At 46.7% G+C, this 20,949-nt stretch carries 18 protein-coding genes and 1 riboswitch; of the genes, 11 read left to right on the forward strand and 7 right to left on the reverse strand.

Annotated features, from left to right (window positions below):
• Window positions 1-19 precede the first annotated feature (19 nt).
• Together FEN17_RS25520 and FEN17_RS25525 are read right to left on the reverse strand one after the other, a co-directional pair.
• Window positions 20-1,393: a TolC family protein gene (locus FEN17_RS25520; protein WP_138368234.1), complete on the reverse strand. Its 1,374-nt coding sequence runs from the start codon at window positions 1,391-1,393 to the stop codon at window positions 20-22.
• Complete coding sequence (locus FEN17_RS25525) at window positions 1,383-2,009, reverse strand: TetR/AcrR family transcriptional regulator (protein ID WP_138368235.1); 627 nt, start codon at window positions 2,007-2,009, stop codon at window positions 1,383-1,385. The genes FEN17_RS25520 and FEN17_RS25525 overlap by 11 nt, the downstream gene beginning before the upstream one ends.
• Before the next feature lie 309 nt (window positions 2,010-2,318).
• On the opposite strand from FEN17_RS25525, the gene FEN17_RS25530 reads away from it, so the two are divergent.
• Both FEN17_RS25530 and FEN17_RS27795 read left to right on the forward strand, forming a co-directional pair.
• Complete coding sequence (locus FEN17_RS25530) at window positions 2,319-3,803, forward strand: type III PLP-dependent enzyme domain-containing protein (RefSeq protein WP_138368236.1); 1,485 nt, start codon at window positions 2,319-2,321, stop codon at window positions 3,801-3,803.
• Window positions 3,804-3,915: 112 nt separating this feature from the next.
• Window positions 3,916-4,041, forward strand: a complete 126-nt coding sequence (locus FEN17_RS27795) for a hypothetical protein (RefSeq protein WP_262711607.1) — start codon at window positions 3,916-3,918, stop codon at window positions 4,039-4,041.
• Here FEN17_RS27795 and FEN17_RS25535 read toward each other — a convergent pair.
• From FEN17_RS25535 to FEN17_RS25555, 5 genes are all read right to left on the reverse strand, one after another.
• Window positions 4,038-4,568: a D-glycero-alpha-D-manno-heptose-1,7-bisphosphate 7-phosphatase gene (locus tag FEN17_RS25535; RefSeq protein ID WP_138368237.1), complete on the reverse strand. Its 531-nt coding sequence runs from the start codon at window positions 4,566-4,568 to the stop codon at window positions 4,038-4,040. The genes FEN17_RS27795 and FEN17_RS25535 overlap by 4 nt on opposite strands.
• Window positions 4,569-4,579: 11 nt before the next feature.
• Window positions 4,580-5,605, reverse strand: coding sequence for a uroporphyrinogen decarboxylase (hemE, locus tag FEN17_RS25540; protein WP_138368238.1), 1,026 nt, complete (start codon window positions 5,603-5,605; stop codon window positions 4,580-4,582).
• 28 nt (window positions 5,606-5,633) lie between these two features.
• A complete protein-coding gene (locus FEN17_RS25545) occupies window positions 5,634-8,081 on the reverse strand; it encodes a TonB-dependent receptor (RefSeq protein WP_138368239.1) in 2,448 nt (815 codons plus the stop codon).
• Window positions 8,082-8,153: 72 nt separating this feature from the next.
• A riboswitch (TPP riboswitch) is annotated at window positions 8,154-8,249 on the reverse strand.
• A gap of 39 nt (window positions 8,250-8,288) precedes the next feature.
• A complete protein-coding gene (locus FEN17_RS28005; protein ID WP_138368240.1) occupies window positions 8,289-8,588 on the reverse strand; it encodes a type II toxin-antitoxin system RelE/ParE family toxin in 300 nt (99 codons plus the stop codon).
• Complete coding sequence (locus FEN17_RS25555; RefSeq protein ID WP_138368241.1) at window positions 8,588-8,821, reverse strand: hypothetical protein; 234 nt, start codon at window positions 8,819-8,821, stop codon at window positions 8,588-8,590. Before FEN17_RS25555 ends, FEN17_RS28005 begins: the two co-directional genes overlap by 1 nt.
• 121 nt (window positions 8,822-8,942) lie before the next feature.
• Here FEN17_RS25555 and rocD point away from each other — a divergent pair, with 121 nt between their 5' ends.
• From rocD to FEN17_RS25600, 9 genes are all read left to right on the forward strand, one after another.
• Window positions 8,943-10,199, forward strand: coding sequence for an ornithine--oxo-acid transaminase (gene rocD / locus FEN17_RS25560; protein WP_138368422.1), 1,257 nt, complete (start codon window positions 8,943-8,945; stop codon window positions 10,197-10,199).
• Window positions 10,196-11,584, forward strand: coding sequence for a S41 family peptidase (locus FEN17_RS25565; RefSeq protein WP_138368242.1), 1,389 nt, complete (start codon window positions 10,196-10,198; stop codon window positions 11,582-11,584). The genes rocD and FEN17_RS25565 overlap by 4 nt, the downstream gene beginning before the upstream one ends.
• 119 nt (window positions 11,585-11,703) lie before the next feature.
• Entirely contained in the window at window positions 11,704-13,218 is a 1,515-nt protein-coding gene (locus FEN17_RS25570) for a GH3 auxin-responsive promoter family protein (RefSeq protein WP_138368243.1), read from the forward strand.
• Between the two features lie 13 nt (window positions 13,219-13,231).
• Entirely contained in the window at window positions 13,232-16,327 is a 3,096-nt protein-coding gene (locus tag FEN17_RS25575) for an SbcC/MukB-like Walker B domain-containing protein (protein ID WP_138368244.1), read from the forward strand.
• Between the two features lie 14 nt (window positions 16,328-16,341).
• On the forward strand, window positions 16,342-17,541 hold the full coding sequence (locus FEN17_RS25580) for a hypothetical protein (protein ID WP_138368245.1): 1,200 nt from the start codon (window positions 16,342-16,344) through the stop codon (window positions 17,539-17,541).
• A gap of 240 nt (window positions 17,542-17,781) precedes the next feature.
• The gene (locus FEN17_RS25585; RefSeq protein WP_138368246.1) at window positions 17,782-18,168 is read left to right on the forward strand and encodes a sugar 3,4-ketoisomerase; all 387 of its coding nucleotides are present in this window, start codon (window positions 17,782-17,784) and stop codon (window positions 18,166-18,168) included.
• Entirely contained in the window at window positions 18,165-19,262 is a 1,098-nt protein-coding gene (locus tag FEN17_RS25590; protein ID WP_138368247.1) for a DegT/DnrJ/EryC1/StrS family aminotransferase, read from the forward strand. The genes FEN17_RS25585 and FEN17_RS25590 overlap by 4 nt, the downstream gene beginning before the upstream one ends.
• A complete protein-coding gene (locus tag FEN17_RS25595) occupies window positions 19,259-20,194 on the forward strand; it encodes a glycosyltransferase family 2 protein (protein WP_138368248.1) in 936 nt (311 codons plus the stop codon). The genes FEN17_RS25590 and FEN17_RS25595 overlap by 4 nt, the downstream gene beginning before the upstream one ends.
• On the forward strand, window positions 20,175-20,942 hold the full coding sequence (locus tag FEN17_RS25600; protein WP_138368249.1) for a class I SAM-dependent methyltransferase: 768 nt from the start codon (window positions 20,175-20,177) through the stop codon (window positions 20,940-20,942). Before FEN17_RS25595 ends, FEN17_RS25600 begins: the two co-directional genes overlap by 20 nt.
• Window positions 20,943-20,949: the final 7 nt, after the last annotated feature.

A 20,949-nucleotide genomic window follows, 5' to 3' on the forward strand; every position in this document is an offset into this window, starting at 1 on the left:
AATTTTGTTTGTGTTAATGTCAGTTTCCGGTTTCGGTGTAAAGCTCGCCTCTTGCCCTGCTCAGGTCCACTTTGGCGATCATCAGATCATAAAGTGCTGTGAAGTAGTTGGTTTGCGCTTCTTTGAAGGATGATTCTGCATTGATCACCTCAATGTTGGAACCTACGCCTTCCTTGTATTTGATCTTGGAAACCCGCACCACTTCCTGCGCCAGGTCAAAATTCCGTTTCTGCGTTTCCAGCGTCGCAAAGGCGTTTTTAATGTTGATAGAAGCCTGATTACTTTCCAGATCGATCGATTGTTTCAGCAAAGTCTGGTTGTTTTTGACCTTATCAATCGCAATTTTCTTCTGCTCGATCTGGTATCTTTTGGTAAAACCGTCGAAAATCGGAATGTTAAGGTTTAAAGCGATCACCATGTTGTTGTACCAACTCTTGGTAAAAAGTTGCGAAAACCGGTCATAACCTGCATTATATCCATATCCGACGGAAGCCGACAAGCTTGGCAGATAGCCACTCCGCACATTGCGCAGATCGAGGCCAGCCAGTTTTTCCTGCGTATTCAGCAAAGAAAATTCAATGCGGTTTTCGTAGTTCAGTTCGCCGCCAGTTAAGGCCGATTTTAGTGAATCTATATTCACTGCATTGATATCATCCGTTAGTTTAATCGGCTCATCAGCAGCCATCGCCATCTGGAATTTCAGCAGCGCGTAACTCAGTTCGATGAGGTTTTGCACCTTCTGGCGTTCCGTTTGCAGGTTATTGATCTGAACTTCAATCCGGTTCACGTCCAGCAACTCCACAAAGCCGCTGGCATTCATTGCTTTGGTTTCTCGCATCAGCGAATCTACGCGGGAGATGTTCAGGTCTAGCAACTTGGCCCGTTCTTCGGCTACTTGTGCTGAGTAATAAGCTTTTGTGACTGCCTCGGCCACGGAAACTTTGGATGATGTAGTCGACTTTTGCGCTAGTTCCCGGTAAGTTGCCGCTGCTTTCAGACCAATAAAATAAGAACCGTTAAAAATGAGCTGGTTCAAATTCGCAGATGCCGAACCTTGCCAGGGAATCCCGAATTTAACCGCAGCAGGCGGCGCATCGTCAGGGGCAGATGGGTCAAACGTTTTAGCTGGAAGAAAAAATCTTGGGATAATCACGTTATTGGTGATCGAAACAGCCCCGGTGAGTTGCGGCAATCCCGCCGCCCTGATTTCTCCAATTCTGGCTTCCGCCGAAATCGCGTCCAGCTGGGCATTTTTAATGTTCAAATTGTGCTTGATCGCATAGTCTACGGCCTGCTTCAAGGTGAAGCCGCCGTTCTGCGCCATCAACGGAGCGAAGCTGAGTAGCATCGCAAGCAGAAACAAGCTGCCGCGAATGGTTTGGTTATTTTTCATGGGTATTGATTTCAAATTCAGTTTTATCTTTTATGGTGTTGTAGTATTCAAATCCTTTTTCCGACAAAACCCCTCTTAGAAAATGGAGCAGAAACTGCATCTGCACATGCATCATTTCAAATTTCTTCGAAGGAAAAAGTGTCGGGTCAAATGCCATCACGACCTGCTCTACACGCAGTACGCAAAGCACTTCTATATCAATATCAGGGCGGTACAATCCCAGCTCAATGCCTTGTACCAGGTTATCGCGGATGCTTTTGAGGATAAATTCATGTTTATAGGTTTGAAACAGCTCCCAGGCAGCCGGGTAGTACTTTTTAAGGTCATATAAAAGCGTCGGGCTCATGTCAGAAAGCGTATCCCGCATTTGTTGCGACGCGTACATCATCTGCTCGATCGGATTGGCTGCCTGCTCGTCCAGCTTCTCCATTTCACACTTCTGAGAATTGATTTGCTCCTCGATCACCAGGGCCAGTATCGCCTCTTTATCAGCATAATGCTGGTAAATGGTCCTTTTCGAGATACCCAGTTCCTTGGCAATATCATCCATGGTGACGCTCTTGATCCCGTAGCGCCAAAACAGTTCGCATGCTGCTTTTATAATTCGATCTTTCACGCAGCAAATTTGAATTATTCGAATGATAAAAACTAAGGAAACTCTGAAAAGTTTTAAAGTTTTCTAAGGTGATTCTAAGTTTTGCTGTGCCTAAAAGTAGTCAGCTCAGACAGGCAGGATCAACCAAAAGGTAATCAAGCGGAAAATTTGAAGTATGAACTTGTTAAAAACGCAGATAAATCGATGGGAAAAGGGAATGATTTAGTAATAAACCACGTTTGGAAATGACGCATATTGTGCCCAAATTTCGGGTCTTTTCAGTCATTTATAACTCATAATTCGCTAATTGCCATCGAGACTCCCAAATCAATGAAAAGTAGCTACATTGACCTGATTCAGCAGACTTTCGAGTTCCCTACGATGGAATTCAATGTTGAAAACAATGAATTGCTGTTCAACAATGTACCGTTGATGGACATCATCAAGGAACATGGTACGCCTCTGAAATTAAATTATCTGCCCAAGATCGGGGAGCATATTTATAATGCGAATATGTTTTTCCGGAATGCTTTCAAAAGGCATAACTACAAAGGGACCTATACCTATTGCTATTGTACCAAATCCTCACATTTCAGTTTTGTGCTGGAAGAGGCTTTGAAGCATAACATACATATCGAAACTTCATCGGCTTTCGATATTCCCATTTTACGGGAGTTGTACCGCCGCGGCAAGGTGACCAAAAACACCTATATCCTGGCAAACGGCTATAAATTGCCGCGCTATACCCAGTACCTCAGCGAGCTGATCAACGAAGGTTTCAATGTGATCCCGATCCTGGATAACCTGAAAGAAATCGAGTCATACGAGCAGCAGGCTACCGCCGACGTTGTGAATTTCGGAATGCGCATCGCCACGGACGAAGAGCCGAATTTTGCTTTTTATACGTCGCGTTTGGGAATCCGCTATAATGATGTGCAACAGCTTTACAAGGAGAAGATCGAGTCTAATCCGCGTTTCAAGCTCAAAATGCTGCATTTCTTTATCAATACCGGGATTAAGGACAGTGCGTATTATTGGAGTGAGCTTACCCGGTTTATGTTCAAATACTGTGAAATGAAGAAAATCTGTCCCGATCTCGATTCGATCGACATTGGTGGCGGGCTTCCGATCCAGACTTCCCTGCAGGCTAACTATGATTATCAGCAAATGATCGACGAGATCATTGAGAACATTCAGTGGATCTGCAACAAAAACAATGTGCCGGTCCCGCATATTTTCACCGAATTCGGTAGCTATACCGTCGGCGAAAGCGGCGCGGTGATTTACGAGATCATCGACAAGAAGTTGCAGAATGACAAGGAGTTATGGTATATGATCAACGGATCATTCATCACGCAACTTCCCGATTCCTGGGGTATGAACCAGAAATACATCATGCTGCCGATCAACAACTGGGACAGCCCGTACCAGAAAGTGAACCTCGGCGGACTTACTTGTGATTCACAGGATTTTTATAACAGTGAAATGCACAGTGCGGATTTGTATATGCCTATTTTTGAGGAAGATACAGAGAAGCAATACATCGGATTTTTCCATACCGGCGCTTACCAGGAGTCACTCGGCGGATACGGTGGAATTCAACATTGTCTCATTCCTGCGCCGAAGCACGTTTTGGTGGACAGGGACGAAGAAGGCCGGATTACCACCCGCGTTTTCGCTGAGGAGCAGGTGAGCGATTCCATGTTGCGGATTCTGGGTTTCAAAGATGAGCCTTTTGTCTCGCCCGTCAATAATATTCCGAAAGAAAGCGAGCCGCTGGAAACTGAGGAAGAATTGGCTGAAACAAAAATTTGACGCCTCTTATAAAGTTCTTTGAATGAGTTCGTTATTAGTTGTACTGAAACACTCATTCAAAGAATTTATTTTTTATATTTTTGCGGTGACAAAATCTTATACGAACAGAAAAATGAAAAAGCTGATATTTCTCTTTGCGATTTGCGGAACATTGGCGGCAGCTTCCTGCACCAAACATGCCTGCCCTGCATACGGTTCCGTTCAGAAAGCAATCCAGCCTGCCGTAGTAAAAGCTTAATTTCCGGCATTCAAAATAATCCCGGCTGCTTCGAATAAGTTGACAGCCCGGTAATCCCCTTCAGATATTTCCGTTTCGGGAACAATGTGAATTGTTCTCACTCCCGCATTTTTTCCAGCCTTCATATCTCCGTCACGGTCACCTACCATCCAGGATTGTTCAGGGTCAATGTTATATTTTGAAATTGCTTTTTCCAGCATCAATGAACCTGGTTTTCTGGAAAGTGATGAGCCCGAATAGGCTGGATGATAAGGTGAAAAATAAACGTCGTCAAGTGCATTACCTGACGCTTTCTGAAGCTCATTGTGTACCGCATAAACTTCATTAGCAGTGTACAATCCTTTGGCGATACCGGCCTGATTTGTGATCACGATCAATAAATAGCCAGCCTGTTTCAGCAATGTCAGCGCTTCCACTACACCTTCCGGAATGATCAAATGTTCCAGATTGTACAAATAATCCGGACGATCCACATTCAATACGCCGTCGCGGTCCAGGAAAACGCATTTTGTTTTAGTTGATAACATGAATGTATGGGCTACGCAGAAAATTCTTTCACTGCCTCGATGAAGCAGCGGACTTTGTCGGGATCGGTATCGGGATAAACGCCGTGGCCGAGGTTGGCAATGTAGCGCTGGGTGCCAAACTGGTTCAGCATATTTTTGACTTCCGTGCGAATCTGGTCGTAAGAAGCATACAGCACGCAGGGGTCCAGATTTCCCTGCAACGTTTTATTCGGGATCAATGCACGGGATTCCGCAATGTCCATATTCCAGTCCAGCCCCACCACGGAGCAGCTCAGTTCCCCGATTTCTTTTCTTGCAAAGAAAGCACCTTTGGCAAAAACCGTCACCGGCACTTCCGAAATCGCGTCGCAGATTTGCTTAATGTATGGTAATGAGAATGTTTGGTATTGCTCGGGAGACAAAATGCCTGCCCACGAATCGAAAATCTGGACTAAATCTGCACCTGCTATAATCTGCGATTTGAGGTAAGCAATCGTGCTATCGGTGATTTTTTGAAGTAATAAATGCGAGAATTCCGGGTCGGCGTATAAATGTCTTTTGGCGACAGAGAATGTTTTGGAACCCTTGCCCTCTGTCATATAACAGAAAATCGTGAAAGGCGCTCCTGCAAAACCGATCAGCGGCACCCGGCCTGCGAGACCTTCTTTGGTAAGCCTGATTGCATCGACTACATATTTCAAATCCGTTTCCGGCTCGGCAATATGCAGTCTTTCAAGGTCTTGAATCGTATGTACGGTGCTCGGGAAAACCGGCCCGCGCTGCTCGATCATTTCATAGGGCAGCCCCATCGCTTCGGGAATTACGAGAATATCGGAGAAGATAATCGCTGCATCCACGCCCAGTAAATCAACGGGCTGCAAAGTAACTTCGGCAGCCATTTCAGGAGTAGTCGCAAGCGCAATAAAGCTCCCCGCCTTTTCTCTCACGGCCCGGTATTCCGGCAAAATCCGGCCAGCCTGGCGCATCATCCAAACCGGCGTACGCTCGGTTTCCTCTCCCCTTGCCGCACGAAGCAAAAGATCATTTTTCAAGTTCATGCGGCAAAGGTAGGGAGAAACGCCAATATCAAAACCTAAAATTCACCCCGACCAGAAAGTTTGTCCCTGCCTGCGGGAAGTAGAAATTCTCCTGTGTCAAAGCGCCGCCGGCAATGTATCCGTAGGTGTAGCCGTTGGATTCGTATTTTTGGTCGAATATGTTGTTGACCAATAAATTAAAGACAATTTCTTTTGCCCAGGTCGGTTTGATGGTCCAGGAAAGCCGGACGTCATTCGTAAAATAGGCGTCGAGCCGGCGGGTTTCCGTGGAAGTATTGTCGAGATATTGCTTGCCTACATATTTGGTCAGCAGCGCCAGTTCCACGTTTTTATGAACAGAATAAGTTAGTTGGCTGCCCGCGATAATGTTAGGTGAAAACGAAATGTCAGACTTTCCGTGGTTGACAGTTTGATATCCACCATTGTCATAATCGACGATGAACTCGGTGAAGTTGTCAATTTTATTCTGGCTGAATGTAGCATTCACATTCCATTTCAGGAATTTACTGAAAACCGCCGCACCTTCCAGCTCAATACCCATTCGGTAGCTTTTCGGAACATTTACCCGCACCGAGTTACCCACATCATTGATCTGCCCCGTAAGTACTAGCTGGTTTTTATAGCTCATCAAATAATAGTTTGCCGAGAAAGCCAGGCGGCCAGTCTGTGCCCGGAAACCAGCTTCTACATTCTGCATTCTTTCACTTTTTGGAAAAAGACCCGGCGCCGAAGACGTGAAATCGTCCCGGTTTGGCTCACGATTCCCTACACTATATGATGCGTACGCGGAACTTCTGTCCGAAAGCTGATAGGTTAACCCTGCTTTGGGGTTGATAAAATTGTAGGATTCGTCAAAAGCGAGCGGCACAAGATCATTATCCTCACCAGAAATGTTGTGACTTACATTCCGGTACTGCAGATCGGCGAAAGCATTCAGTTTGTCGGTAAATTGGTAGTACAGCTTTCCGTAAATGTTGAAATCCTTTTTAATACCCTTGCTGTAATAATATTGGTGGTCGTTTTCAATGTTCCCGGCATTCCGCGCCCAGATAATCCGGCCATAATGATCGCCATCGTATTTATTCCAGCCGCCGCCAAAACTCATCGTCAGCTTTTTAAAACTGTTGAAATCCAGTGAAAAAGTGGAGCCATAAAAGTAATTATCCAGCCAGCGGCGACGGATGAAATCCGTCTGCGTGACCGTATCTTTTCCCATGATCACATTGGGCAGATTATAGTTCGAATAACTGTCACCGGGCCGGTTTTGCTCATAATAACCTAAGCCGCGCACCAGGAAACCGTTCAGGTTCAATGTCCACTTATCATTCAAATTATGCGAGGTAACCAGCTGATAATGATCCTGACGGTAGTTGTCAACTTCATTTTTGTAGGTGTAAGAATTGTAAGTCCGGTCGTTTGAGTTGAGCAGATTTTCCACATCTTTTTCACCCAAACCATTCCGGTCAATGTAAGCCAGAATCCCCTCGCGATCGCCGCGTAATTTAGCCTCCGGTACACCGTTCCACGACTGGTACGTGACCTCTTTCCCGGAAAATACATTCAACCGCACAAAGCTTTTTTTACCAAAATATCCTCCGGACAAATAGTAAGAATGCAGCTCTGAAGAAGCCCGGTCCACATAACCATCCGAAGATACCCGCGACAAACGTGCATCAAAAGTGAATTTATCCTTGATCAAACCCGAGCCGAGTTTGATGGTATTTTTGAATGTATTGAAAGAACCGTAAGAGTTATTCAGCTCAGCGTAAGCCTCTTGCCGGAAAGCATTGGTGTTAATGTTGACCGACGCGCCAAAAGCGCCCGAGCCATTTGTGGAAGTCCCCACACCCCGCTGTACCTGGATGCTGCTCACGGAGGAAGCGAAATCCGGCATATTCACCCAAAACACACCCTGACTTTCAGCATCATTGTAAGGTATTCCGTTGACCGTCACATTGATACGCGTCGCATCAGAGCCGCGGATACGGATTCCCGTGTAACCCACGCCACCGCCCGCGTCGCTGGTACTCACGAGCGAAGGCGTGAAATTCAGCAGCACCGGCAAATCCTGACCGAGGTTTTGTTTGTCGATAGCCGCGGCAGTCACATTAGTGTAAGCCATCCCCGTTTTATCATTGACGCGGGTGGCATTGATGATCACTTCGTCGGCCTGGAATGTGCTCTTGGTCAGCTTGATATCCGTTTCGCCGCTTTCGCTGATGCCCGATTTTGTAGTCTGGTAACCGATATAGGAAATGTCGAGCGAGGTAATGTTGTCGGAAATGTTCCTTAATGTAAATTTCCCGTCCTGGTCGGTGCTGGTGCCCCGGATGTCGCCGGCTTTGACGGTCGCGCCGGGCAAAGGTTTGCCGTCTTCGGCGTCGGTAACCCGGCCAGAAATGGTTTTTTGGGCGATTAATGGTGAAAAAAGCGCGCTGACGAGCAGCAAAAGCAGATAGGTAGTAACGGTTCGCATTGCGATAAAATGTTACAACAGGCAGGGGCCACCTATCTTGGTTGAATAAAAAATTAAATTTTGGACAGCCTGAAAACTCCTGGCTTTCTCTCCCTACGCCGGCATTACCCGGATCAGGTTTATGGGTATGATCTCAGCCCGTTTGGTAGGGCACCCCTTGAGATTATGCTGCAAAGCTACGTTGGAAAGGTTGTTATTGCAACTGAATTATTGTCGCTTTGACCAATTCTCAGGATTTCGACTTGTGTGAAATACTCCAAGAATCGCTATCACTCTTCTTTTCTCGTAAACTTTAAAATGGATAGTGAAAGGAAAAATGGGAGTGAGAGCCATGCGGATCTCATCATATCGAACTTCGTACAAGTGAGGCTGCTCACTTATCAATTCGATTTTTCTTAAAACAGTGTGTGCAAATCGCTTACCCAGGCCAGGTTTCTGTTCATTATACCATAATGCAGCTTCCCGTATATCCCGCCTGGCAGAGCGCGGAATATGTATTTTGTACATTAAAGATCTTTTTCAATCTCTTTTATAGCGTGCTCAAATTCAAGGTATTCTTCAATACCATTTTCATAATCTTTCAGTCTTTTCAAAACAATGTCTTTCTGCCATTGAGGAATTTCGAAAGTATTTCGACCTTCTACTTTCTCGTAATTCGGTTTTAATGCATTCCATTCGTGAACCGGAGTCAACTTTCGATTGCTGATATTTCGCCCGTCCGATATATAGTGCAGTTTCATGATCTTGCTTTTTTGACCTTTTACAAATATAAGATTTTAAAAGGCAAGTAATGCACCCGCTTTCCCTCGTCGCTTTTCTCTATTTTTACATAACTGAAAAAGAAGAGCTTAAATGGAAACGATGACCGAATTTACCAACACACTGAGTGTCTCCCAGCAAGTAATAGACCTGGAATACAAATACGGGGCGCATAACTATAAGCCGATGCCGGTGGTGCTGGAAAGAGGCGAGGGGGTGTTTGTGTGGGATGTGGAGGGGAAGCGGTATTTTGATTTTCTTTCAGCTTATAGCGCTGTGAGTCAGGGACATTGTCATCCGCATATTGTGAATGCGATGATTGTGCAGGCGCAGAAACTGACGTTGACTTCCCGGGCTTTTTATAATGACCGGCTGGGGGAATGTGAGAAATATCTCTGTGAATATTTTGGGTTTGATAAGGTTTTAATGATGAATTCCGGTGTCGAAGGCGGGGAAACTGCATTGAAACTGACCCGGAAATGGGCGTATAAAGTGAAAGGTATCGAGCCAAATCAGGCGAAGATGGTTTTTGCCTCGGGGAATTTCTGGGGGAGAACATTGGCTGCGGTTTCTGCTTCAACCGATCCATCGAGTACCGATGATTACGGCCCATTTTTGCCCGGCTACCTTATTGTTCGCTATGACGATCTGGATGAGCTGGAAAACGTTTTTAAAAGCGAGCCGAATGTTGCCGGTTTTATGGTGGAACCCATTCAGGGTGAGGCGGGTGTAGTGGTTCCGCAAGCAGGTTATCTCAAAGGTGTGCGCGATTTGTGTACAAAATACAATGTACTTTTTATCGCGGACGAAGTGCAAACCGGCATCGGGAGAACCGGGAAGCGTTTGGCTTGCGATTGGGAAGATGTAAAACCCGACATTCTGGTTTTAGGAAAGGCACTGTCAGGAGGCACCATGCCGGTTTCGGCCGCATTGGCCAGTGATGAAATCATGCTTACGATCGCTCCGGGAGAACACGGTTCCACTTATGGCGGAAATCCGTTGGCTTGCGCTGTCACAATTGCCGCGATGCAAGTCGTGGAGAATGAAAAGCTGGCCGAAAATGCCGAGGCGATGGGCGCACTTTTCAGGCGCAGAATGACGGATTTGCAGAAGCAATGTTCACTGATTGAAATCGTTAGAGGAAAAGGACTTTTGAATGCGATTGTCATCAACGACTCGGAGGATAGCAGCACCGCGATGGACCTTTGTTATAAAATGATGGAAAAAGGCCTGCTCTGTAAGCCGACGCATGGTAACAAAATCCGTTTCGCGCCGCCGCTCGTCATCGACGAAAAGCAAATGCACGAAGCCTGCGACATCATTGAAGCCGTATTTCTCGAAACCAACAAAGCACTATGAAACTGAAATTTTTACTCTCGGTGATGTTCATGCTGGCGGTTTTAAGCTCCTGCCGCGATAAAAGCGTCGATCCGGCCACGGAGTCTCAGACCAATGACTGGATTTATGCCAACATGAAATACTGGTATTATTGGACCGACCACATTCCTGCCAAACCGGATCTGACACAGGACCCTGCCAAATTTTTCGAATCGCTGCTTTATAAATATGACGCCACGACGCGCCCTGATGGTGACCGGTTTTCCTGGATTCAGGAGAGTGCCGACGAGTTGCAGGCGTCCCTGGGCGGCGAGTCCAAGACGCCGGGCATGGAGTACAAGCTGGTTTATTATCCTTCCAACACCACCAATGTGATCGGAATTGTGCTTTACGTGATCCCGGATTCGCCGGCGGCAAAAGCAGGTTTTGTGCGCGGCGATGTTTTCAGCAGTGTAAATGGTCAAAAACTGACAGGCGCCAATTATAGTCAACTACTTAATACACAAGATTCCAAGACTTACACGCTCGCTAAAATCGACAATGTGGGCGGCCTCGTGGAAGGTAGTACCAGAGAAGTTGCGCCGGTTGTTTTGCAGGAAGATCCTGTTTTCTTCGACACCACATTTACTTACGGCGCGAATAAAATCGGCTATATCGTTTACCATCAGTTCATTCCGCAGCCTTATCAGACTGAAAACGGACAGTACGACAAAAAGCTGGACAACATTTTCGCAACATTCAAAAGCAGCAATGTCAATGCACTAATCATCGACTTGCGTTACAATCCCGGCGGTTACGTCAGCTCGGCAACCAACTTTTCAAGCCTGATCACGAAGGGTACCGCGAATGATGTTTTTTATTACAAAGAATACAATGCGCAGGTTACCGAAACCAGCAAGAAGAAATACGGCGAGAGCTATTTTTACGATAAATTTCTTTCCAAAAGTCAGAACATCGGTAGTAACCTGAGCCAGGTCTATTTTTTGGTTTCTTCCCGCACTGCCTCTGCCAGTGAACTGATGATCAATGGTTTGAAGCCTTATATGGAGGTGAAACTGGTGGGCTCGAAAACGGTTGGGAAAAATGTAGGCTCGGTAACATTAACGGGTAAAGACCAGGGCATTAAGTGGGGCATGCAGCCGATCGTTTCAAAATCTTTAAATAAAAACCATAAATCTGATTATAGCACCGGTTTTGTGCCCGATTACCCGGCTTCGGAGGGGACTATGCTTTATCCCTATGGTAACCCAAAAGATCCGCTGCTCGGTGAGGCGTTATTTCAGATTACCGGCACGCGCATAGCCCGGCAAGCCAGAGAGGCCGCAGTTTTGAAAGAAGAAGATGCCCAGGAAATCACTTCTACGATTGTGAGAAAAGCGGGCGGCAGTAATATGTTTTTCAAATAATTTTTGATTCAAAAAAACCATTTCAATGGTGTGGAAGCAGTTGTTAACTGTTCGCCTCACCATTTTTTATTGCTATTTTTACAGGCTTACATCTGGCACTTTTAACTGATAATTCGTTTATGAAGCTGGTTAACGATATGACTGTCTGGTTTTTAAAGCGGCGCTTTGAAAGGATAGAACAGTTTATGAAATATCCCGTCGAAACCCAGCAGCGCATATTTTCAGAACTGATCGAAACTGCCCGATATACTGCCTGGGGCAGCCGCTATAATTATGGTCAGATCAAGACGATCAAAGAGTTTCAGGAACAGGTGCCAGTCTCTACTTACGAGGAGCTTTATCCTTATTTAGAGCGGGTTATGAAAGGTGAGCCGAATGTTTTGTGGCCTTCGCCGATCGAGTGGTTTTCCAAATCGTCGGGTACCACCAATGCCCGCAGCAAATTTTTGCCGGTTTCGCCGGAGGCTTTGGAAGAATGTCACTACGAGGGCGGCAAGGATATGATGACGCTTCTGATTCATAACCGCCCGGATACCCGTGTTTTTGACGGAAAAGGCCTGTCGATCGGCGGGACTTTGCATGCCAATCCTTTTGATGATTATACGCAGGTCGGCGATGTCTCGGCGGTGATTATGCAAAATCTGCCTTCCTGGGCCGAATTTATGCGCACGCCGCCGCTGGAAGTGGCATTGATGGATCACTGGGAAAACAAGCTGGATAAAATGGCGTCCATCTGCTCGCAGGAAAATGTGACGAGCATTTTGGGCGTGCCTACCTGGACGATTGTGCTGCTCGATCAGATTTTGGAAAGGACCGGCAAGAAAAATATGCTGGAAGTGTGGCCGGATTTTGAAGTTTTCGTGCACGGCGCGGTTTCTTTCGAGCCTTACCGAGACCTTTTCATGACCAAATATTTCCCTTCTGACCAAGTTTTGTATCTGGAAACTTACAGTGCGTCAGAAGGTTTTTTCGCGATCCAGGATGATGTAAAAAGGGTTGGGGAAATGCTGCTAATGCTGGATTACGGCATTTTTTATGAATTTATACCAGTTGAAGAAATCGGCAAACAACATCCAAAAGCACTATTGCTGAGCGAAGTGGAAGTTGGGAAAAATTACGCGATGGTGATTTCGACCAATGCTGGCTTGTGGCGTTACCTGATCGGGGATACGGTGAAATTTACGTCGGTGTATCCTTTCCGGGTTAAAGTCAGCGGGCGTACCAAGCACTTTATCAATGCTTTTGGTGAAGAAGTGATCGTCGAAAATGCGGATTACGCAGTGAAAGTGGCGGCGCAGAAAACCAATGCTTTGGTAACCAACTACACGGCAGGGCCGGTGTATATGGGCGACGGCTCCCGCGGCCGGCATGAGTGGATCATTGAATTTACCAAACAACCCGAAGATTTCAGTGCATTTGAGCAGGCACTCGACGAAGCCTTGCGGGAAGTAAATTCAGATTATGATGCCAAAAGATATAAAGAAATGGCCCTCCTGCCGCCCCTGGTTCATTTTGTGCCGGAAGGTACCTTCTATTCCTGGATGGGAAAACGCAACAAGCTCGGCGGCCAGAACAAAGTACCCAGACTAAGCAACGACCGCGAATACCTCGACGATTTGCTCGGCAGCTTTTAGCTAACAGCCAAAAATGATTCCCAAACACCTCAAAATAAAAGGTTTATATTCTTACCAGACCGAGCAGGAAATCGATTTTGATCCTCTAACGGATGCTTCACTTTTCGGGATTTTTGGCGCGGTGGGCAGCGGGAAATCTTCTATCCTGGAAGCGATCACATTTGCATTGTATGGAGACACCGAGCGCCTGAATAACAAAGGCGACGACCGGACTTACAATATGATGAACCTGCGGTCGGATGAGTTACTGATTGATTTTGAATGTATTGCAGGCAAAAAAGGCGAGCGGTACCGGTTCACGGTGCGGGGAAAACGCAATTTGAAGAATTTCAAGGAAGTAAAAACTTTTGACCGCAAAGCCTATATCTGGCAGGATGAGCAGTGGGTGCCGCTGCCGGAAAATGAAAATGCCGAAAGCATTATCGGGTTGAGCTACGACAATTTCCGGCGCACGATCATCATTCCCCAGGGACGTTTTCAGGAATTTATCGAGCTCCGCGATGCCGACCGTACGCGGATGATGAAAGAACTTTTTCAGCTGGAAAAGTACGATCTGAGCCGGAATGTAGGTTCGCTTTCAAAGCAGAATGACCTGGCGATGTCCAATGTGGACGGGCAGCTGATGGGGCTGGTTGAGGTAACCCAGGAAATGATTGAGGCTGAGGAAAAAACGCGGGAGGCTGTGAAGTTGCAGATCAAGCAGACTTCCGAAGATTTGCAGGTTCAGACGACTTTGGAGGCGCATTTCCTCAAAATGAAGCAGGCGCATGCAAAGATTTCGCTGCTGAAAACCCAGCTGGAAACATTGGAAAGTCAGCGCGCGGCGATGACATTACGGGAGCAGGAGTTGAAGGCTTTTGAAACCTGCTCGGTACATTTCAAATCTTTATTAGACCAAAAGAAAAACCTGGAAACTGCTGTGGTACGTGACCAGCAGGTGCAGGCAGCGAACTTGCAGCGGATCAGCGAGTTGAATGTATTGCTGGAAAAACAAAAGGAAACATTACTGCAATTGAAACCGCAATACGACCAGCGGGAAGCGTTGCTGGACACAGCCGACGAGCTGGGCAAGGTCGTGCAGATTTTAGCACATAAAATTTCAGTTGAAAAGAAAAAAGAATCACTGACCCGGGGTGAAATGCGGCTGGTGGAGAAAGAACAATCCATCGCAACATTAAGGCAGCAAAAACTGGAAAAGGAAGCGGCAGTGGATTTGCTGAAAACTAAAGTCTCTGACATTCAGGAGCTTGGGCTGGTGAAATCCTGGTTTACCACATTGGATAACCTTGCTGAAACCAGGCAGAATGTGAAGCTGGAAGCGGAATCCTTGCAGGCTGAGATTGTGAAACAGCAGGAAGATTTGCTGAAAAAGACGGCGAAGCTGAACCTGGATTTTGGGCTAAAACTTGAAAATCCGACGCTTGAACCTTTTCAGCAGGCTGTGCAGCAATTTTTGTCAGACAACGATAGTCGCCAGAAAACACTTAATAAACAGATACTTAACATTAATACCCGACTGGCATTGCATCAATATGCTGGTGATCTGGAAGAAGGCGTTCCTTGTCCGCTTTGCGGCGCGAAGCATCACCCGGCGGTTTTGCATGCCGATGGTGCGATTTCGGATGAGCTGACGGTTTGTGAAAAGGAATTGGGAAAACTGGAACAGCAGGAAAAGTCGATCCGGCTTTTACAGACGCCGATTGAGCGGATTTTTACACAGCTCGAAAACCTGGAAAAGCAAAAGGGAGCGATCAAGCAGCGATATCAGGATGCCGGGGCGCGGATCAAGCAGCATGAAACCGAATTTGTCTGGCAGAAATTTGACAAAAATAATCGTGAGGCTTTCGAGCAGTATTTTACGGAAACCAGTCAGGCGCAGGCTGCTATCAAAGAAGGTGAGGCGGGATTGAAAATGCTCTCGGCGAAAATTGAAGCAGAGCTGCTAGATAAAACGGAGAAGTTCGAAAAGCCGCTGCAAACATTGCGGGATGACATTTTGAAACTGGAAAACACCGCGGCGACACTTTCAGAACAGTTGCAAAAAGTCAGTGTTCTTGATTTTGAAAATAAGGAAACTGCCGCCATTTCGGAGCAGATTACAGCTTTGAAAAAATCTTATCAAGATATCACCAATCTTTTTGAACAAACAGAAAAACAGACTGATACGCTGGAAAAAGAGAAAAATGTGCTCTCAGGAAGTCAGCAAACTTTGCAGGCTGCATTGGACGCCAACCAGAATGATCTGGTTACATTGCAGGGCAACATGAATCTTCGCCTTGCGGAATTTAGCTTTGCGTCGGAAGCGGAAGTTGCCGGGATTTTGCAGAAGAACATTCAGGTAGGGCAGGAGCGGAAAATAATCGAGGAATTCAAATTTGCAATCGAGACGACCGCCCGCGATCTGCAAAATTTAACCAGCGAAAATGCTGAGGCACAGTACGATGCAGTGCGGCACGAAGAAATATCAGCATTGAAACTACAACTGACGACTGCCCTGCAAAGTCTGCAAAAAGAAGAAGGTGGCCTGGAAAGGTTACTGAAAAAGCTGGCGGAGGATTTGGCAAAAAAAGTAACCTTACTAAAAGAAAAAGCCCGATTGCAGCTCAGGAAAGAACATTTAGATGATCTGGCCAAGCTTTTCCGGTCTAGCGGTTTCGTGGATTATGCATCGAGCATTTATTTGCAAAACCTGATACAGGCTGCAAATCACCGTTTTCACCAGATGACACACCAGCAGCTGCACCTGGAACTCGGCGATGGAAATAGCTTCTGGGTGCGCGATTTATTAAACGGCGGCCACATGCGGCTGCTGAAAACCTTGTCGGGCGGGCAGAAATTTCAGGCGGCATTGTCGCTGGCACTGGCGCTGGCCGATCACATTCACATTAGAAATGAGTCGAGACATAACTTTTTTTTCCTTGATGAAGGTTTCGGATCTTTGGACAAAAATGCGCTGCAAACGGTTTTTGAAACATTGAAATCCTTGCGAAAAGAAAACCGGATTGTCGGCATTATCAGCCACGTGGAGGAATTACAGCAGGAAATCCAAACCTATCTGCGGGTCAGCGAGGGCGAGGAAGGCAGCCGGATCATGGCCAGCTGGAAGTAACTTTTTTGGATTTTATGATTTTAGAAAACTTCTACCACACATTTCTTTCCTGGCTTGCATCGCAGCTGGCGCCCAAAAACTGGCTCTGGAAGCTCACGCTCGTCGCGATTGCTATTTCCCTCTTTCTGGCTTTTCCCCCCTACGCACTCCTGGCTGATCATTTGCGCGACAATGGTGTGAAGCTCGATGCGTGGCTTTTTATCCAGAACCAGGCGCAGGACCTTTTTCACCCCTCGGGTATGGAACACGACGTGCGGCGCGAAAACATGATTTTTCGCTGGACGCTGCCCGCATTATCCTTCCTCACGCACCATAATGTGCTGCTGATCGTGATAATACAGGGGATACTAGCTGTTTTATTTCTGAAAAAAATCGGGGACTACATCTTCTCCATCTCCGGCGATAAGATTGTCACGGCGCTCTTCCTGCTGTCGCTTGCGAACACATTCGTATGCGTCTGGTCGTTCGCTGACATTCATGGTTATGGCGACGGTATTGCCTATTTTTTCCTGTTAATGGCGCTGCTCAACCGAAACGGGATCATTATTTTCCTTTCCCTGCAAATCGCCTTTTTCACCGACGAGCGGGCAGTGGTGGCGGGGGGATATCTGGTGCTTTGGTGGATGGTTACCAAGGCCTATGAAAAGAATGATTTCAGCTTTTCAGCACTTTTGAAATCGGCATTTACGGGCGAAAGTTTGTTTGTCTGGATCGCCTGGGTGGTTTATTTCGCGATCCGGGAATATGTGCAAAGCCGATATTTTCCGCACCACAGCTATTCCACGATCGGGACACCGGTGCTTTTTGCCAATGCGCACCGGAACGGTTTGGGCAGCAGTATCTGGGGGGCTTTTGAAGGTATCTGGTTGATTTTGGCGGCGGCGACAGTGGTACTTTGGGTTTCGCGCAGGTACTGGCTTTTGCTGGCGCTGTTTGTCGGTTTTTCCGTACTCGTCGCGACGGGCATTTACGTCCACGATATCGACCGGGCGCTGGCTTACGGCTTCCCGTTTATCCTGGCCGCCATGTATATTTTGATTAAATCAGAATCCTATCCAACCATCAAAATCCTACTCTTCTTCACCATGATTATCTGCGTCGGACACCCGCAGGTATTTTATATGGGATATAACAAAATACTGTGGCTGGAACCCCTGCCGATGAAGATACTGATGTATATCGACCGGCATTTGCACTGGAATTTCTTTGTCTAGGTCAAAAAAGAGGTACTTCGTAACTAAATCATTACCAGTTCACAGGAAAATTTTCTGTTTTAATAATATAAATATAATAAGATATTGTCTTCACAATAATTAATGTCTGCCGGAGGATAATGCTATTTTTTATGTCAATGGTATTTTAGTATTTTCAGGGGAAATTGCCGGTTTGAAAAGATTGTAACTGCTCGGCCCGGACGGCAAAAACGATATTCTCCCTAACATTTGACATTACACATGCCCCACTTAATTGAATTGGACACATTCAACACGGACTCAGGAAACCTGACTGTTTTTGAAAAGATTATCCCGGGTACGATTAAACGCGTTTTTTACATTTACGGCGCAGGCGAAACCCAGCGCGGCGGGCACCGTCACCATAAAGCGTGGAATGCCCTGATCTGCATTCACGGTAGCTGCCGGGTTTATAATAATGACGGCCAGACCGAAGAAACGTTTATCCTCGACAACCCCGTTTCCTGCCTCATTCTCGAACCGAAAGACTGGCATATCATGGATTCTTTCTCCGAAGATGCCATTCTGCTCGTACTGTCCAACGAATATTACGACAAAGCGGACTACATCGACGAGCCGTACCTGGTGAACCAGACGATATCTCAATGATTCCTTTTCTGGATTTAAATCAGGTTAATGCGCCTTATATTGAGGCCATTAAGGACGCTTCTTTGCGCGTCATCCAGTCGGGCTGGTACATTCTTGGGAATGAATTAAAGAATTTTGAAACTGCCTTCGCGGACTATTGTGGGTCGGAACATTGCATCGGCGTCGCGAATGGTCTGGATGCGATCACATTGATCCTCAAAGCACTGGACTTTCCGGCTGGCAGTGAAATCATCGTTCCGGCGAATACCTATATTGCTTCTGTGCTGCCGGTAAGTTACCTCCACCTGAAACCCATTTTCGTCGAGCCCGATCCGCGGACGATGCTGATCGATCCGAAGAACATTGAGCAGCACATTACTTCCACCACCAAAGCGATCATTACCGTAGACTTGTACGGCAGAAGCTGCCAAATGTCGCCGATCCTGGAAATCGCTGAGCGTCATCAGCTTAAAGTGATTACGGATGCTGCTCAGGCGCACGGTGCTTTTTATCAGGGAAAAAAATCAGGTAACATTGCGCACGCGACGGCATTCAGTTTTTATCCTACCAAAAACCTGGGCGCGCTCGGTGATGCAGGTGCGGTGACTACGAATGATGCAGAGCTGGCAGAAAAAATAAAGTATCTGCGGAATTACGGTTCGGTAGTGCGCTACCGGAATGATTATCAGGGAGTAAATAGTCGTCTCGACGAAATGCAGGCGGCGATTCTGAGTGTAAAATTGCCTTATCTGGATGCCGAGAATGTACGCCGGAGAGAGATTGCGAAACGTTATCTCGAAGAAATTGATGTAAAAAACCTGATCCTTCCGCCCAATGATCAGGTGGAGCAGGATGCCTGGCATTTGTTCGTGGTACGTCACCCGCGGCGCTCCGAATTTGTGAGATTTCTGGACTCAAAAGGGGTTCAAACCAACATTCATTATCCTTTGCCCATCCATTTACAACGGGCTTACCAGGAATTTAGTCATCTAAGCCTGCCCCTCACTGAGCAGATCCACGAGCAGGTGGTCAGCCTTCCTTTAAATCCTGTCCTGACTGACGAGGAGGTTGCGTATATTATCCAAACGGTTAATCAATTTGATGATCAGGCATGAAGCTGTCCGTCGTAATTCCGGTTTATAACAGTGAAAAAACCATCGGCGCCCTCGTCGAAAGATTGCAGCGCACGCTGGCTGACGTGGCTTTTGAAATCGTGCTCGTCAATGATGGGAGCCGCGACGGGTCGGAGCGGGTTTGCAGACAATTGGCGCAGCAGCATTCCAATGTCCGGTTTTTAGCATTAAGAAGAAATTACGGTGAATTCAATGCTGTCATGTGCGGCCTCAACTGGGCTTACGGCGATTATTGCGTAATGATCGACGACGATTTCCAGAACCCGCCGGAAGAAATTGTGAAGCTGGTGGAAGTGGCCGAAAAGGGTGATTATGACGTGGTTTATACCTATTATGCTAAGAAACAACATTCCGTGAGCCGCAACATGGGCAGCCGGTTTGTCAACTGGCTTACCACTTATTCGCTCAACAAACCCAAGGATCTGTACCTGTCGAGCTTCAAGCTCATCCGCCAGGAAGTGGTGCAGGAAATTATCAAATACCAGGGGCCTTATCCTTATATCGACGGGCTGATTTTCCGGATCACGCGCAACATCGGTACCATACAAGTTACACATTCAAAGCGCGAGGAAGGCAGCTCCAACTATACTTTTCAAAAGCTCATTTCCCTTTTTCTGAACATCCTTTTTTGTTATTCGTCGCTGCCGATCAGGCTTTTTATGCCGATCGGCCTCGGCTTGTTTGGGCTGGGATTTTGCCTGCTTTTTTACCTGACGATTCAGTGGAGCATCGGCCCGGACCCGAAAGGCTGGCAGGTAATGACGGCCACCATTATTTTTATCGGTGGCATTCAATGTACCCTGCTGAGCGTGCTGGGCGAATACATCGGCAAAAGTTTCATGGCCCAAAGTGGCCAGCCGCAATATGTGATCAAGTATAACAGCGAAGCACAAAATGATCGACAACCGGCTTGAATATCAGCGCATGTACGAAGTGGAGCGCAAGCTCTGGTGGTATCAGGTGCTGCACGGGAAGGTTTTGAAACAGATTGAAAAGCATTTTAAAAGCGAAAAATCAAATCTCCGTATACTCGACGCGGCTTGCGGCACGGGCGGCCTGCTATCCTTTCTGAAAGAGCAGGGTTATACGAATGTAGCCGGTTTCGATTACTCCCGATATGCCATCGAATTCTCAAATGAGCGCGGCTTGCCGGTCACTTTCGGCGATCTGAGAAATGTGGACGCATTTCAGCCGGGCGAAACATTTGATGTTATATGCTGCAACGATGCGCTTTATTTTCTGACCGACGAAGAAATCATCCGCGCACTAACTGCATTCAAAAACAGGCTGAATAAGAGTGGTTTACTCATCATTAACATTCACGCATTCGAAGCATTTTCCGGGACGCACGATTTAGCAGTAGGCAGCCAGCGGCGGTTTGAATTAAAGGATTTCAAAAATTACAGCCACGTAGCTGGGTTAAAAATCGCTTACAATACCTACTGGCCTTTTGCGCTCTCGCTTCCGATTTTGGCGGTGCGTCAGTGGCAGAAATTCCAGATCAGAAAGAACCAGGTGAATGTGGCAGAGCTGGATTCCGACGTGAAATATCCGGGAGATACCATTAATAATGTGCTCAAAGGCATCGTCAAGCTCGAATCCACCTTGCTGAGCAGCACACCATTTGGCAGCTCACTTTTTATGGCGATGAAAGCAGATTAAGTGGTTT

Source organism: Dyadobacter luticola, from assembly GCF_005860805.1.
GTDB lineage: Bacteria > Bacteroidota > Bacteroidia > Cytophagales > Spirosomataceae > Dyadobacter > Dyadobacter luticola.